At 65.2% G+C, this 14,488-nt stretch carries 19 protein-coding genes; 8 read left to right on the top strand and 11 right to left on the bottom strand.

Annotation, left to right across the window (positions count from 1 at the left end; genetic code table 11):
- The gene (gene tolB / locus B2V17_RS04330) at window positions 1-1,365 is read left to right on the top strand and encodes a Tol-Pal system beta propeller repeat protein TolB (RefSeq protein WP_292995580.1); all 1,365 of its coding nucleotides are present in this window, start codon (window positions 1-3) and stop codon (window positions 1,363-1,365) included.
- Window positions 1,366-1,418: 53 nt separating this feature from the next.
- Window positions 1,419-1,928, top strand: coding sequence for a peptidoglycan-associated lipoprotein Pal (gene pal / locus B2V17_RS04335; protein WP_292995582.1), 510 nt, complete (start codon window positions 1,419-1,421; stop codon window positions 1,926-1,928).
- 169 nt (window positions 1,929-2,097) lie between these two features.
- Here the strand turns inward: pal and B2V17_RS04340 are convergent, their stop codons facing one another.
- Complete coding sequence (locus B2V17_RS04340) at window positions 2,098-2,274, bottom strand: hypothetical protein (protein ID WP_292995584.1); 177 nt, start codon at window positions 2,272-2,274, stop codon at window positions 2,098-2,100.
- Window positions 2,275-2,399: 125 nt separating this feature from the next.
- On the opposite strand from B2V17_RS04340, the gene B2V17_RS04345 reads away from it, so the two are divergent.
- Window positions 2,400-2,936, top strand: coding sequence for a J domain-containing protein (locus B2V17_RS04345; RefSeq protein ID WP_292995586.1), 537 nt, complete (start codon window positions 2,400-2,402; stop codon window positions 2,934-2,936).
- A complete protein-coding gene (locus B2V17_RS04350; protein WP_292995588.1) occupies window positions 2,933-4,045 on the top strand; it encodes an agmatine deiminase family protein in 1,113 nt (370 codons plus the stop codon). Before B2V17_RS04345 ends, B2V17_RS04350 begins: the two co-directional genes overlap by 4 nt.
- On the opposite strand, the gene B2V17_RS04355 is transcribed toward B2V17_RS04350, so the two are convergent.
- From B2V17_RS04355 to B2V17_RS04370, 4 genes are all read right to left on the bottom strand, one after another.
- Window positions 4,042-4,377, bottom strand: coding sequence for a hypothetical protein (locus B2V17_RS04355; RefSeq protein WP_292995590.1), 336 nt, complete (start codon window positions 4,375-4,377; stop codon window positions 4,042-4,044). The two genes, B2V17_RS04350 and B2V17_RS04355, sit on opposite strands and share 4 nt — an antisense overlap.
- A 6-nt stretch (window positions 4,378-4,383) precedes the next feature.
- The gene (locus B2V17_RS04360) at window positions 4,384-4,869 is read right to left on the bottom strand and encodes a PaaI family thioesterase (protein ID WP_292995592.1); all 486 of its coding nucleotides are present in this window, start codon (window positions 4,867-4,869) and stop codon (window positions 4,384-4,386) included.
- 249 nt (window positions 4,870-5,118) lie between these two features.
- Window positions 5,119-6,411: a cystathionine gamma-synthase family protein gene (locus B2V17_RS04365; RefSeq protein ID WP_292995594.1), complete on the bottom strand. Its 1,293-nt coding sequence runs from the start codon at window positions 6,409-6,411 to the stop codon at window positions 5,119-5,121.
- 155 nt (window positions 6,412-6,566) lie between these two features.
- Window positions 6,567-7,970 (bottom strand): SLC13 family permease, encoded by a 1,404-nt coding sequence (locus tag B2V17_RS04370; RefSeq protein WP_292995596.1) that lies wholly within the window; start codon window positions 7,968-7,970, stop codon window positions 6,567-6,569.
- Window positions 7,971-8,131: 161 nt separating this feature from the next.
- Between B2V17_RS04370 and B2V17_RS04375 the strand changes: the two genes are divergently transcribed.
- Entirely contained in the window at window positions 8,132-8,440 is a 309-nt protein-coding gene (locus B2V17_RS04375; protein ID WP_292995598.1) for a DUF6632 domain-containing protein, read from the top strand.
- Window positions 8,441-8,555: 115 nt separating this feature from the next.
- On the opposite strand, the gene infC is transcribed toward B2V17_RS04375, so the two are convergent.
- The 5 genes from infC to hisB all read right to left on the bottom strand — a co-directional run bounded on the left by infC (window position 8,556) and on the right by hisB (window position 12,086).
- A complete protein-coding gene (infC, locus tag B2V17_RS04380) occupies window positions 8,556-9,074 on the bottom strand; it encodes a translation initiation factor IF-3 (protein ID WP_292995600.1) in 519 nt (172 codons plus the stop codon).
- Window positions 9,075-9,175: 101 nt separating this feature from the next.
- Entirely contained in the window at window positions 9,176-9,937 is a 762-nt protein-coding gene (hisF, locus tag B2V17_RS04385; RefSeq protein WP_292995602.1) for an imidazole glycerol phosphate synthase subunit HisF, read from the bottom strand.
- Between the two features lie 217 nt (window positions 9,938-10,154).
- Entirely contained in the window at window positions 10,155-10,883 is a 729-nt protein-coding gene (gene hisA / locus B2V17_RS04390; protein ID WP_292995783.1) for a 1-(5-phosphoribosyl)-5-[(5-phosphoribosylamino)methylideneamino]imidazole-4-carboxamide isomerase, read from the bottom strand.
- Window positions 10,880-11,500 carry an imidazole glycerol phosphate synthase subunit HisH gene (gene hisH, locus B2V17_RS04395; protein WP_292995604.1) on the bottom strand — a complete coding sequence of 207 codons (621 nt, stop codon included), beginning with the start codon at window positions 11,498-11,500 and terminating at the stop codon, window positions 10,880-10,882. The genes hisA and hisH overlap by 4 nt, the downstream gene beginning before the upstream one ends.
- Entirely contained in the window at window positions 11,493-12,086 is a 594-nt protein-coding gene (hisB, locus tag B2V17_RS04400) for an imidazoleglycerol-phosphate dehydratase HisB (protein ID WP_292995606.1), read from the bottom strand. The genes hisH and hisB overlap by 8 nt, the downstream gene beginning before the upstream one ends.
- An 81-nt stretch (window positions 12,087-12,167) precedes the next feature.
- Here hisB and B2V17_RS04405 point away from each other — a divergent pair, with 81 nt between their 5' ends.
- The 3 genes from B2V17_RS04405 to gmk are packed head-to-tail and all read left to right on the top strand — an operon-like array spanning window position 12,168 to window position 13,607.
- The gene (locus B2V17_RS04405; RefSeq protein WP_292995608.1) at window positions 12,168-12,650 is read left to right on the top strand and encodes an SspB family protein; all 483 of its coding nucleotides are present in this window, start codon (window positions 12,168-12,170) and stop codon (window positions 12,648-12,650) included.
- On the top strand, window positions 12,650-12,922 hold the full coding sequence (locus tag B2V17_RS04410; RefSeq protein ID WP_292995610.1) for a hypothetical protein: 273 nt from the start codon (window positions 12,650-12,652) through the stop codon (window positions 12,920-12,922). Before B2V17_RS04405 ends, B2V17_RS04410 begins: the two co-directional genes overlap by 1 nt.
- A 31-nt stretch (window positions 12,923-12,953) precedes the next feature.
- Window positions 12,954-13,607, top strand: coding sequence for a guanylate kinase (gmk, locus tag B2V17_RS04415; protein ID WP_292995612.1), 654 nt, complete (start codon window positions 12,954-12,956; stop codon window positions 13,605-13,607).
- Here the strand turns inward: gmk and B2V17_RS04420 are convergent.
- Window positions 13,604-14,488: an SMP-30/gluconolactonase/LRE family protein gene (locus B2V17_RS04420; protein WP_292995614.1), complete on the bottom strand. Its 885-nt coding sequence runs from the start codon at window positions 14,486-14,488 to the stop codon at window positions 13,604-13,606. The genes gmk and B2V17_RS04420 overlap by 4 nt on opposite strands.

Below are 14,488 nucleotides of genomic sequence, written 5' to 3' on the forward strand. Positions count from 1 at the left end.
ATGCCCGTGATGAAGCTCATCCCCTTCCTGTTGGCGGCGATCCTGCCGGCCTCCGCGCTACTGGCACAGGAAGCTGCGCCTGCGCCCACCGCAACCCCGACCGAGGTCGAGGAGGACGTGGTCGGCAGCCTCGACAACGATGCCAAAATCGCCATCCCGGCCTTTGCCACCAATGCCGACGTGCCGACCCAGACCAGCGCGGGCAGCACCTCGACGCTGGGTTTCGCGGTTTCCAACGTGATCTTTGCCGATCTGCGCAACAACGGGCTGTTCAAGCCGACCGGCCCCTCGGCGCTGCCGCGCCCCGCGCTCGCGCAGGTCCAGGCGCCTGACTATCCCGGCTGGCAGGGCCGCGGGGCGGACATGCTGGTCCAGGGCTATGTCCGGGCCGAGGCCGGCGGCAACATCACCGTCGGCTGCTATCTCTACGACGTTGCGCTCGGCCAGCAGAAGGCCAAGGCCGGCTGGACGGTTGCCCCGGGCGAATGGCGCCGCGCCGCGCACAAATGCGCCGACATGGTCTATTCGCAGCTGTCGGGCGAGAACCCGTTCTTCGACAGCCGGATCGCCTATATTGCCGAGACCGGCCCCAAGGATCGCCGGATGAAGCGGCTGGCGATCATGGATTCGGACGGGGCCAACCACACCTTCCTGACCACCGGGCAGACCATCGCGCTGACCCCGCGCTATTCGCCCGATTACAGGTCGATCCTTTACCTCAGCTATTACAATGGCCAGCCCCGGATCTATATCATCGACCCGGTCAGCAAGGCCCAGCGCCTGTTGCTGAGTTCAAAGAACCCGCTGTTCGCGCCGCGCTGGTCGCCGGACGGGCGCTGGATCCTCTATTCGATGGCGACGGGCGGTAATACCGACATCTACAAGATCCCGGCGGCGGGCGGAAATCCGGTCAAGCTTACCGACGCGCCCGGGATCGACATCGGCGGCTCGTTCAGCCCCGATGGCAGCCGGATCGTGTTCGAAAGCGACCGCTCGGGCAGCCAGCAGGTCTATGTGATGAATGCCGATGGCACCGGGCAGAAGCGGATCAGCTTCTTCGGTGGCCGCGCCGCAACGCCCGAATGGAGCCCGCGCGGCGATCAGATCGCCTTCACCCATATCGCGGGCAATTTCCGCGTGGCGGTGATGGACCCGGCGGGAGCCAACCTGCGCTATCTGACCGACAGCTGGCAGGATGAGGCCCCGACCTGGGCACCCAACGGCCGCGTGATCCAGTTCTTCCGCACCGCGCGCGGCAGCGGCAAGACCGGGATCTGGCAGGTCGACCTGACCGGTCGGAACGAGCGCAAGCTCGATACCCCGGTCGATGGCAGCGATCCCGCCTGGGGACCGCTTCGTCCCTGATCTGCATTGACAGGGCGATCAAACACATCAAGCTGAAGGCAAAGGAGAAGCCGATGAACAAGCGCCTTACCCTGACCGTGCTGCTGGCCGCAGGCCTCGGCCTGTCCGCTTGCGCCAAGAAGGCCCCGCAGATTCTGCCCCCCGATCCGGGCGGTGCGCCCAGCCAGTCCGCCGGCACAGATAGCGGCGCGCCGACCCCCGGCAGCCAGGCCGATTTCGCCGCGACGCTGATGGGCCAGGACACGATCTATTTCGATACTGACCGCTACAACATCGACGCGACCGATCAGCAAGCCCTGGCCGCGCAGGCGCAGTGGCTGCTCAAATATCCGGCCAAGCGGCTGACGATCGAAGGCCACGCCGACGAACGCGGCACCCGCGAATACAACCTTGCCCTGGGCGAACGCCGCGCCAATGCGGCCAAGAACTATCTCGCCAGTCTGGGCGTCGATCCGGGACGGATCACCACGGTGTCCTATGGCAAGGAACGCCCGGTGGCGCTGGGCAGCGACGAGGAAAGCTGGTCGAAGAACCGGCGAGCGGTGACGGTCACGGTTGATTGATCGATGCGCTGATCGCTTCCGCGATCAGCTAGCAACACCGGCCCGCTCCCCCGGCCCAACCACCCGTTTGAGGTTACCCTGTGGGTGGTTGGGCCGGGGGAGCGGGCCGGTGTTGCAAAGGACAAGGCGGATGCCTTGTCCGCACCGCCGCAAGGCGGACAACACCCCCTCAATTCGAAATCGGGAAAATCCGCGGCAGGCTGGGCACCGGGGCATAGTCAGCGCTGAGCGGAATGCTTGCCCGGGCATCGCGGGCAAGCTGCACACCCGCTTGCTGACCCAGCAGCGCGAAGCTGACCATGGCCAGTACCGATACGGCGATCGACAGGGCTAACTGCTTGCTCATGGTGCCTTTCCTTCGCTGCGCCATATGGTTGCGCGCCGCGCGCATGACAATATGTCAGTTGGGACACGCTTTCCACTGCTTTTCCGCACTTGCGAAAGCAGGGGCCTTGCGCCTATCCGGGTCCGATGGGCCGAGCGACACGATCCGATAACTGGGGATTCCCGCGCTGGGGCGGCTATGGCGGCAGCCGCGAGGCGACGCAGGTCCGGTTGTGCGATCGGCACGGCTGCAGCGAACCGGGCAATTGCCCCGCGCCGAAAAGCCCCAACAGCCCGGAACGGTGGATGTTCTGCCAGAAGCACGCGGCCGAATACAATGCCGGGTGGGACTATTTCGCCGGGCTCGACGCCGAGGAAGCGGCCCAGCGCGAGGCTGACGAAACCCGCGACAATTCCGGCTATCATGAGGCGGCGCACTATGGCTGGGCCGGATCGGGCGACGGCAGCCGCAGCCGCGACGAACTGCGCGCGCTCGAACTGCTCGAACTGACGCCCGACGCCGATTTCGAGGCGATCAAGAAAAGCTACCGGGCCAAGGCCAAGCTGGTCCACCCCGATCTGCGTCCTGGCGACGAGGACGCCGCCAAGGCGTTCCAGGCGCTGCAGCTGGCTTACGAAGTGCTCCGCCAGGGCGAAGAACGTCGCGAGTGGAAGGGAGCATGATTAATCGGCGCCGGCTGCTGGAGCTTGGCGGGCTGGGTTTGACGCTTGCGGGTGCAATCGGCGCTTCCCGTTTCCTGGCGGCAAATGAGGCTCAAACGGAGGACAATTTGGGCTATCACATGCCGCCGGAAAGCGCCCCGCACGAGCGCACATTCATGCAGTGGCCGGTTTCTGTAGCGGCCTATGGCAAGGCCGATCTCGAAGCCGTGCAGGGTGCGATTGTCGCCCTGGCCAACGCCATCGCCGAGTTCGAGCCAGTGGTTATGCTTGGCGCTGTCGGGCGCAGCGATCACCATCTGCACAGGCTCGATCCCGAGATCGAGCGATGGGACATCCCGACCGACGATCTGTGGTGCCGCGATTCAGGCCCGACTTTTGTGGTGGGCCCGAGCGGCCAGCTGGCCATCGCGCATCTGCGCTTCAACGGCTGGGGCAACAAGCAGCCTCATCCCAATGATGGGCTGATTGCTCAGCGGGTCGCGCAGCGGCTGGGCCTGCCCTTGCTGGAAAGCGGGCTGGTCGGCGAGCAAGGGGGGATGGAGCACGATGGGGCGGGTACGATCCTCGCCCATGCCAGCAGCTGGGTAAATCCCAACCGCAACAACCTGTCGCAAGCCGAGATTGGCAAGCGGCTGCTCTCCGCGCTTGGCGGAACCAACATGATCTGGGCACCGGGCGTCAAAGATGCCGACATCACTGACTATCACATCGACGCCCTGGCCCGGTTTGTCGGCCCGGGCCACGTGTTGATCCAGATCGATGAAGAGGAAGACCCCGATGACCCCTGGTCGCGGGCAGCGCATCAAACATTCGCTGTGCTCAAACAGGCCCGCGATGCCCGGGGCAAGCCGCTGCGGATCACCACTTTGCCCGAAGCAGGTTCAGTCCGTTCTCGCCGCGGCGATTTCGTGGCCAGCTATATCAACTACTACGTCTGCAACGGCGCGGTTGTGGCTTCGCAGTTCGGCGATCGCCGCAGCGATGAAACCGCGCGTGCGACCTTGCAACAGCTCTATCCGGACCGCAAGGTCGTCATGCTCAACGTCGATCCGATCGGCGAATCGGGGGGCGGGATCCATTGCGCCACCCAGCAGCAACCCAAAATCTAAAGCAGCAACGCCGCGCCCAGCCCGACAAAGCAGCATGCGATACTCAGCAGGTAGAGCCGCAAGGTCAGCCGATAGCGGTGGCCGGGCTCGGGCCGAATGCGATTGTCGAGCAGGCGGTAAAGCGTAATTGCGAAGCCCAGCATCGCCAGAGCCAAAGTTCCCGCTACCGCGAAATCTGCGCCGGTCTCAAGCGCGCTCTCGCCATCTGAATCGATTGCCCAGTTGGCCATGAAGGCCAGAACGAAGCCCATCAGGATACCGATCGAGGTAACCATCGGCTGACGGTAGCCGGCAATTTCGTTGTCGAATTGAATTTGTTCGCGCTCGATCATGGTCGATCAGCCCCTTTTTTTCAGTTTCTTGATCGTCGCCGAAAAGGTCAGCACTGGGCGGCCATCGTCGTCGATCGTCCCGCGCACGAAAATGATCGAGAAGCCGGCGCGGACGATTTCGCCGCGCCCGGTCAGCATCCGTCCCGGCTCGGCCGCGCCGATGAATTCGCTGTTCATTGTCAGTGTGACGCCGTGGAGATCAGGATCGGCCCCCAGTGCGGTCATGAACAGCACATAGTCGGCAAAGGTCATCAGCGCCCCGCCGTGGATATTGCCGCCACCGTTGCGGTTCTTGGCATCGGGCATGAAGCCGCAGAGCATTCCGCCGTCCGCTTCGGTCTTGCAATAGAACGGGCCGGAATGCTCCTCGAAATCGTCGACCGGCTCCCAGTGCTGCCAGCCGGCCCACGGCCCCTTGGTGATCGTCACCAGGCGCGAATTGCCGGGGGTATCGGCGTCGGAGGTCAGCTTGTCGTGCGGTTCGTGGCTCATGGCAGCGGCAAAGCAGAACCGGGACTGCGGGGCAAGTGCCGCCTTTGTGCGCGCGGTCAGAATGGTTCACGCAGAGGCGCAGAGGAAGAAGGTGAGGCGCAGAGAAATCGTGTGAGCGGCGAAGCCGCCTTGAAGCTCCAGACTTGGCCTAAACCGGGCATCTGATCAGCAAAGAGCCTACGGCTCGGCGCGAATCCTCTGCGCCTCTATCTTCTTCTCTGCGCCTCTGCGTGAACCCCTCTGCCTTTTTCAAACCGCGGCCAGCGCCTGCTCAAAATCGGCGATCAGATCGTCGGCGTCCTCGATCCCGATCGAGACCCGCACCAGATTGTCCGTGATCCCCAGCTGCGCCTTGCGCGCGTCAGGGACCGACAGGTGCGTCATAGCCGCGGGCAGGCTGGCGAGGGTTTCGGTGCCGCCCAGGCTGACCGCCAGTTTGGCGATCTTGAGGTTGTCGAGGAAGCGGAACGCCTCGGCCTCGCCGCCCTTGATGTAGAGCGAAAAGGTGCTGCCCGCGCCGCTGCAGTGACGGTCGAAGATGTCCTGCTGGCGCGGATCGTCGATCGTGCCGAGGTAGCCGAGTCGTTCGACCTTGGGGTGCCGGGCCAGCCAGGCGCAGACCTTGGCGGCGTTCTCACCGGCACGGCTCATCCGCAATTCGACCGTTTCGAGGCTGCGCATCAGCATCCAGGCGGTGTTGGGATCGGCGATCCCGCCCATGGTGTTGCGCAGCATCCGCACCGGGGTGAGCCACTTGGTCGCGCCGGATACCGATCCTGCAACCAGATCCGAATGCCCGCCGACATACTTGGTCAGCGAATAGACCACGATATCGGCGCCGTGATCGAGCGGGCGCGACCACAGCGGGCCGAGGAAGGTGTTGTCGATCGCGATCGGGCAGTCCGCACCCAGCGCCGCATCGCGGGCATCGCGCACGGCTTCGACATCGACCAGGGCATTGGTCGGATTGGCCGGGCTTTCGAGATAGACCATCGCCACCTTGCCGCCCTGCGCCGCCGCCTGGGCCTTGGCCCGCGCCATCACCGCATCAAGCTCTTCGCGGGTCGCGCCGGCCGGGAAATCGACATAGGTCACGCCGAACCGGCTCAGCGTCTTGGCGATGAAGCCTTCGCTGGCGGCATAGAGCGGGCCGGAATGGACGATCACGTCGCCGGCCGAGGCAAAGGCCATGAACAGCACGCAGATCGCGGTCATCCCGCTCGAAAAGCACAGCGCTTCCTCGGCACCATCCCACAGCGCCAGACGGCCTTCGAGGATCTGCTGGTTGGGGCCGTTGAAGCGCGAATAGACCAGCCCCTCGGTGCCGCCCGGAACCTTGCCGGTGATCCCTTCGAAGAACCGCTTGCCTTCGGCGGCGCTGGGAAAGGCGAAAGTGCTGGTCAGAAAGATCGGGGCCTTGAGGCTGCCTTCGGACAGCACCGGATCATAGCCGTGACCCATCATCAAGGTGGCCGGGGAAAGCTGGTGGTTGCCGATCGCGGTGATCGACGGCTTGGGCTTGCGCGCGGGGGTATCTGCCATGATCGGCATCCTTCCTGAACTACGCTCCGAGGAAGGCCGGAGCCGGGCGGGCCGGGGGCGCTGGCGCGCCTAACCTCCGCAGGCGCGCATCTCCATCCCGGCCGGGACGGAGCCATCAATAGCCAGTGGTCAAACTGATTTCAACTGCAACCGGATCAGAGGATCGCGGCGACGGTCCAGACCACGGCCACCATCAGGAACACGCCGGCCAGATCGAGCAGCAACCCGGCCTTGAGCACGCGCGGCATGGCGATGTGGCCGGTCGACCAGGCCAGCGCGTTCGGCCCGGTTCCGGCCGGCAGCATGAAACCCCAGCTTGCGGCGAGCGCGGCGGGCAGCGCGAGCAGGATCGGATCGGCGCCCAGCGCCAGTACCAGGGCGCCGACCACCGGCATGATCCCGCTGGCGGCGGCGATGTTGCTGGCGAATTCGGTGACGATCACCACGAAGCCGACCAGCACCAGCGCGACGATCGGCAGCGGCACCGCGCGCAGCGGCAGCAGCATCTGGCCCAGCCAATTGGCGAGGCCGCTTTCGGTCATCCCCATGGCCAGCGCGAGGCCGCCGCCGAACATCAGGATCACCCCCCAGGGGGCGCGGTTGGCTTCGTCCCAGTTGAGCAGGGGGCGGCCGGTTCCGTCGGGCAGGAAGAACAGCGTCAGCCCGGCAATCGCGGCGATCGTGCCATCGTCGAGCCCGCCGACCGGGAACAGCGGCTTGAGCAGCGGCATCGAAACCCAGGCGATCACGGTGGCGACAAACACCGGGGCGAGCCGCTTTTCGGGCGTGGTCCAGGCCGGGGGCAGGTGGATCGCGGCGCGGGCGGCGGCGGGATCGAAGCTGTCCTCGTTGATCCGCTGGACCTTGGCGATGATCAACGCGGCCAGCGGCACGCCCAGCAGCACCACCGGCACGCCATAGGCGCTCCATTCGAGGAAGGTGATCTCCACCCCCAGGCTCTTGTTGAGCAAGGCCACCGCGATCGCATTGGTCGGTGTGCCGACGATCGTACCGAACCCGCCCAAAGTCGCGGCAAAGGCCACCCCCATCGGCAGAGCCCCGGCGATCCCCCCGGTCTCACCCTTGGCGATCCCGCCCGAGGCCAGCATGGCCAGCGCCATCGGCATCATGATCAGCGCGGTAGAAGTGTTGGAAATGAACATCGAGATTGTCGCGGTCGCCGCCATCACCGCCAGCAGCAGCTGCCAGTTGGAGTGCCCCGCGCGGGACAGGATCGCCAATGCGAGCCGCCGGTGCAGCCCGGTCCGCTCGATCGCCAAGGCCAGGAACGCCCCGCCGAGAAACAGGAACATGGTGGGCGAATAATAGGCTGCAGCCGTCTTGTTGGCATCGCTGACCCCGATCAGCGGCAGAATGATGAACGGCAGCAGGGCAGTAACCGACAGCGGCATCGCCTCGCTCATCCACCAGGCCGCCATCCACCAGACCAGCCCGGCGGCGGGCCAGGCGAGCTCGGGCATGCCCTGCGGCACCGCGGTCAGCAGCGTGAACAGGAAACCGATCGGCCCCAGCCAGAAGCAGACGCGCTGCGCAGTCATCGTTTCCCCCTCTTCAGCGCCGGACGAGCAAATCGACCTGGCGGCGGCAATCATGTCGGGCGATAACAGGCACATCCGACATTGCGATTGCAGGCTTAGGCAATCCGGCTCAGCTTGGCGAGAGTGGTCCGCCAAATCCGGTGGACGGGGGGAGATAAGGCATGGGTGACAACAATCGGCTGCTGGGCCTGGCCCTGACGGCCTTCGGGGTGATTTTCTGCCTGGTCTATCCGCTGGCGATGGTCTGGCCATCGGGCTGGGCCTGGCACGAAGGGCACCCCGCAGCGAACAGCTATTTCGTGATGATCGTCGGGGTCTATGCGACGCTGGGCGTGTTTCTGGTCCGTGCGGCGAAGAATCCGGCGGCCAATGCCTCGCTGATCTGGTTCACAGTCTGGTCCAGCCTGGTTCATGCGCTGGTCATGGCGGTGCAGTCGCTGCAGGACCCGATGCAGCATGGCCATCTTTAAGGCGATGTGCCGGCGCTGCTGCTGGTGGCGGTGGTGCTGGGGCTGCTGATGAAGCGGCAACCTGCCGCCGGGTAAAAGCCGATCGGGCCCGGCGCATCGCACCGGGCCCGATAGCTTACTTGGGCGAGATCACCATCAGCATCTGGCGGCCTTCCATGCGGGGATAGGCCTCGATCTTGGCGATTTCGTTGGTGTCGTCCTGAACCCGCTTGAGCAGGTTCATGCCGAGCTGCTGGTGCGACAGCTCGCGGCCGCGGAAGCGCAGGGTGACCTTGACCTTGTCGCCTTCGCCGATGAACTTGTGGATCGCCTTCATCTTCGTATCATAATCATGATCGTCGATGTTCGGACGCATCTTGATCTCCTTGATCTCCTGCGTCTTCTGGTTCTTGCGCGCGGCGTTGGCCTTTTTCTGGGCCTCGTAGCGGAACTTGCCGACATCGAGGAACTTTGCCACCGGCGGATCGGCGTTGGGCGAGATTTCGACCAGATCGAGGCCGACATCGGCCGCCTGCTCGATCGCTTCCTTGGTGTACATGACGCCCAGATTCTCGCCGTTCTCGTCAATGACGCGAACCTTGTCGGAAACAATCATCTGGTTGTAGCGTGGTCCGCTCTTCACGGGGGGCGTCATCGCGCGCCGGGGTGGGGGTGCTATAGTAGTGTCTCCTGTTGCAGCCTTTGCTCGGCCGGGTCCTTAAAGCGAATCGAAAACTTAAGCAATCGGCCCAATTGCTAGCCCCTTGCCGGGATTCCCGCAGCGCGCAGCGCGGCATGGGCCTCGGCAATCGTGTGGGTGCCGAAATGGAAGATCGAGGCGGCCAAGACCGCGCTGGCATGGCCCATGGTCACGCCTTCGACCAGGTGATCCAGCGTGCCGACCCCGCCGCTGGCGATCACCGGCACCGACACCGCATCGGCGATCGTCCGGGTCAGTTCCAGGTCATAGCCGCGCTGCGTGCCGTCGCCGTCCATCGAGGTGACCAGCAGCTCGCCCGCACCCAGATCGGCCAGCCGCAGGGCATGCTCGACCGCGTCGATCCCGGTCGCCTTGCGCCCGCCGTGCGTGAAGATCTCCCAGTTGCCGCGCGGGGTGCGCCGGGCATCGACCGAGGCGACCACGCACTGGCTGCCCATCTTCTGGGCGATATCGGCGACCACTTCGGGGCGGGAAACCGCCGCGGAATTGACCGCGACCTTGTCGGCACCGGCCAGCAGCAGCGCGCGGGCATCCTCAACCGCGCGGACCCCGCCGCCCACGGTCAGCGGCATGAAGCAGACTTCGGCGGTGCGGCGCACCACATCGAGCAAGGTCCCGCGCCCTTCATGGCTGGCGCTGATGTCGAGGAAGCACAGCTCGTCCGCCCCGGCCGCGTCATAGGCCCGTGCCTGCTCGACCGGATCGCCGGCATCCTTCAGGTCGACGAAGTTGACGCCCTTGACCACGCGCCCATCGCGGACATCGAGACAGGGGATGACGCGAATGCGGACGGTCAAAGGAACAAACGCCTGATCAAGCTTGCACAATAGAGGATTAACCCAATCAAAAGCAGCACTTCGATCGCCATCATTGCCCAAAAGCCTGACGGTTGGTCCTCGCGCGAGAACTGAAAGTTGAACCAACCCGATCGCCGTTTCCGAAGAGAAGCTACCACTACGTTGGTTTGGCCTGCAATCAGCACGACGGCCAAGAATGTGATTACAAGCGAGACTATCATGACCGTCCTCCGATCGCGATTGCTGCGGCCAGATCGAGCCGCCCTTCGTACAGTGCCCGCCCCGTAATCACGCCTTCGATCCCCTCGTGTGCGTGGAGCGCCAGGATGTGGATGTCGTCCAGCCCCTTGACCCCGCCGCTGGCGATCACCGGAATGTCGACCCGGCGCGCCAGGTCCACGGTCGCGTCGATGTTGACCCCCTTGAGCAGCCCGTCGCGGCCGATGTCGGTGAACAGCAATGAGGCGACCCCGGCATCCTCGAACCGGCGGGCGAGGTCGACCACTGCGACGTCCGAAACATCGGCCCAGCCTTCGGTCGCGACCATGCCGTCCTTGGCGTCGACCGCGACGACGATCCCGCCCGGGAACTCTTTCGCCATGTCACGGACGAATTCGGGGTCTTTGAGCGCCGCTGAACCCATCACCACGCGGCTGACCCCCAGATCGAACCAGCCTTCGACCGCCTCGCGGGTGCGGATCCCGCCGCCGAGCTGGACGTGGCCGGGAAAGGCCTCAAGAATGCTCTCCACCGCGGCACGGTTCTCGGCCCGGCCGGCGAAGGAGCCGTCCAGATCGACCACGTGGAGGAACTGCGATCCGGCCTCGGCGAACAGCAGCGCCTGCGCCGCCGGATTGTCGCCGTACACGGTCGCGCGGTCCATATCGCCTTCGGCCAGGCGCACGACCTGTCCGGCCTTGAGGTCGATTGCGGGGAAGATTATCAAGGCTTCCACTCCAGGAAACGGGCGAGGAGCGCCAGCCCATAGGCCTGGCTTTTCTCGGGATGGAACTGCACCCCCACGACATTGTCCCGCGCCACTGCGGCGACCAGTCCGCCGCCATGGTCGGTCATCGCCACAATGGTACGGCCATCTTCGGGGACGAAGTGATAGGAATGGAGGAAATAGGCCTCGCCCGCTTCGACCAGCGCCGCATGCGGGGTCAGTTCGACATCGTTCCAGCCCATGTGCGGGATCTTGATCGCCGGATCGCTGGGTTCGATCAGCCGCACTTCGCCGCCGATCCAGCCGAGCCCGGGGGTGACGCCGTGCTCAACCCCGCGATCCGCGAGCAGCTGCATGCCAACGCAGATGCCAAGGAACGGCGCCCCGCCGATCAGCACGCGTTCGCGCAGGCAATCCTCCAGGTGGGGGATCGCCCGCAGTCCCTCGGCGCAGGCCTTGAAACTGCCGACGCCGGGCAGGACGATCCGGTCGGCCGCGCGAATCACGTCGGGATCGGCGGTAACGGTAACACTCTCCGCTCCCGCCGCCTTGAGCGCGTTGGCGACCGAGTGAAGATTGCCCGCGCCGTAATCGACGAGGGCCAGGACTTCAGCCACCGAGCTGGCCCTTCGTCGATGGAATGGCCCCCGCCTTGCGCGGATCGAGCTCCACCGCCTGCCGCATCGCCCGGGCAAAGCCCTTGTAGATGCCTTCGCAGATGTGGTGGTTGTTCTGCCCGTAAAGCAGTTCGATGTGCAGCGTGATCCCCACCGCCTGGGCGATCGACTGGAACCAGTGTTCGAACAGCTCGGTATCCATCTCGCCCAGCCGTTCCTGGGTAAACTTCGCGTTCCAGACCAGCCAGGGCCGGCCCGAAATATCGAGCGCGACGCGGGCCAGTGCTTCATCCATCGGGCTGTAGGCGGTGCCGTAACGCCCGATCCCGGCCTTGTCGCCCAAGGCCTGGGAAATCGCCTGGCCGATCGCGATCGCGCTGTCCTCGGTGGTGTGATGCTGGTCGACGTGGAGGTCGCCCTTGATCCGGCACTTGATGTCGATCAGCGAATGGCGGCTGAACTGTTCGATCATGTGATCGAGGAAGCCGATCCCGGTCGAGACCTCATAGGCCCCGGTGCCGTCGAGGTTCACTTCGACGGCGATATCGGTTTCGTGCGTTTTGCGAGCGATTCTGGCGGTACGCATGGCGCCGCTATAGGCGGGAAAGTGACAGGCGCAAGCGCTTTGCCCTTGACCCTGCGCGGTCGCAACGCCACTTGTCCCCTCATGAGCGACACCGCCCCCGACAGCCTGATCCCCTATGACGAAATCGTGCAGGAGGCGCTGCGCGCCGTGGTCGGCCGGGTGCTGGGCCAGGTCGTCGCTTCGGGCGGAACGCTGCCCGGCAGCCATCACTTCTACATCACCTTCAAGACGGAGGCCCCGGGGGTCGAAATTCCCGCGCATCTGCACGAGCGCTTTCCTGACGAGATGACCATCGTGCTGCAGAACAAGTTCTGGGACCTGGTGGTCGAACCCGAACAGTTCTCGGTCGGGCTGTCGTTCAACCAGATGCCGGCCAAGCTGGTAATTCCGTTCTCGGCGATCACCGCCTTCGTCGATCCGGCGGTCGATTTCGGTCTGCAGTTCCAGGCCGTGGTGGCCGAGGAAGATGCCCCCGAACACGACGAGGCGGAGAATGACGGGCCGCCGGTCGGTGCCGACGACGGCTCCAACGTCGTCAGCGTGGATTTCGGCCGGAAAAAGTAATGGCCGACAACCGCCTGATTGCGCGGATCGTGCGCCAGAATGGCGGCAAGCTGCTTAATGCCGCGATCGATACCCTGTTACCGGTCGATGCCGCAGCGGTTGGCAAGAAGTCGCTGCTGGGCGGCGTCATCGGGGCCGTTGCGGTCCGGGTCGCTACCCGCTCGGTGCCCGGCGCGATCGTGGTCGGCGGGGCGGTGATCGCCAAGCGGCTCTATGACAAGCGCCGCGCTGCACCTGCCAAGAGTGCGCAAAAGCGCAAGTCCAAGGCTTGATTTGTCCCCCCGCGATGCGGCATCAGCGCGCATGGCCGAAACTAGCAAGCATACAGGCGACCAGCTCCATCGCCGCGGGCTGATGCTCATCCTCTCTTCGCCCTCGGGCGCGGGCAAGACCACGATCAGCCGGATGCTGCTTGATCGGGATGCCGAGATCGCCCTGTCGGTATCCGCCACCACCCGGCCCAAGCGCGCGGGCGAGGTTGACGGGGTCCACTATCACTTCGTCGAACAGGCCGAGTTTGACCGGATGGTCGAGGCCGACGAGTTCTACGAATGGGCCCGGGTCTTCGGCCATTGCTATGGCACCCCCAAGGCCCAGATCCGCGCTGGACTGAAAGAGGGGCAGGACTTCCTGTTCGACATCGACTGGCAGGGCACCCAGCAGCTTTATCAGAAGGACCAGCAGGACGTGGTCCGGGTCTTCATCCTGCCCCCCAGCCTGGACGAACTGCAGCGCCGCCTGACCGGCCGCGGCACCGACAGCGCCGAAGTGATCGCCGCGCGGATGGACCGCGCCCGCGCCGAAATCAGCCACTGGGACGGCTACGACTATGTCGTGGTCAACGACGATGTCGAACTGTGCTTCGAAAAGGTTCGCGCCATCCTCCACGCCGAGCGGATGAAACGCGCGCGCCAGACCGGCCTGATCGGCTTCGTGCGGGAACTGATGCGGGATTAGGGCCAGCCGGCCCGCGCCGTATCCACCTCAACCACCAGCACCTTGCCGAGCGGTGCCTTGGCCGCTTCGGTGGCATCGCTGCTCGGTGCGACCAGCATGAACAGGTGTTTGCCGTCCGGTCCGCCCAGCATGCAGGCGAAACAGGGCAAGCCGGTTTCGATCAAGTCCAGCACTTCGCCGCCGGGCGCGATCAGCGCGCATTCGGGGGCGAGCGGATTGGCGATCCAGACCGCGCCGCTGGCATCCAGGCAGATCCCGTCGGGCACGCGCGGCCAGGTCGGGGCGAAGAGGCGGCGGCCGGTCAGCGTGCCGTCGGCGCCGATGTCGAACAGGCTGAGCCGCCCGCCCAGCGTTTCGGCCACCACCATGGTCAGCCCGTCAGGCTTGATCACCATGCCGTTGGGAAAGCTGAAGCGTTCGCCCGGCGCCGCATCGCTGACGCTGCCATCCGCCTGGACCAGCGCGAGGCAGGTCTGCGGATGGTCGGCGATCACGCTTTCCGGCCCGCGGGCATGCAATTCGGCGTCGAGATCGAACCCGAAGTTGCCGACATAGGCGCGGCCCTGCCCGTCAACCACCATGTCGTTGCAGAGGAAGGCGGAATGGCCGGTCAGGTCGGCATGGCGTTCGAACCGGCCGTCCGGCCAGCGCCGCCAGACTTCGCGCAGTTCCATCCGCACCACCAGCAGCGAACCGTCGGGCATCCAGCCCAGGCCCGATGGGCGGCCTTCCAGTTCGAGCTCGGTGCGCAGGTCGCCGTCCAGCGAGACCGAGCAGACCCGGCTTGAATAGAAGTCCGAAAGCCACAGCCGCCCGTCATGCCAGCGCGGCCCTTCGCCGAAATGAATACCTTCAGCGACGGTGCGGACCGCGCGGCTCAT

The organism is Novosphingobium sp. UBA6272, from assembly GCF_002440635.1.
In the GTDB taxonomy this organism is placed as follows: Bacteria; Pseudomonadota; Alphaproteobacteria; order Sphingomonadales; family Sphingomonadaceae; genus Novosphingobium.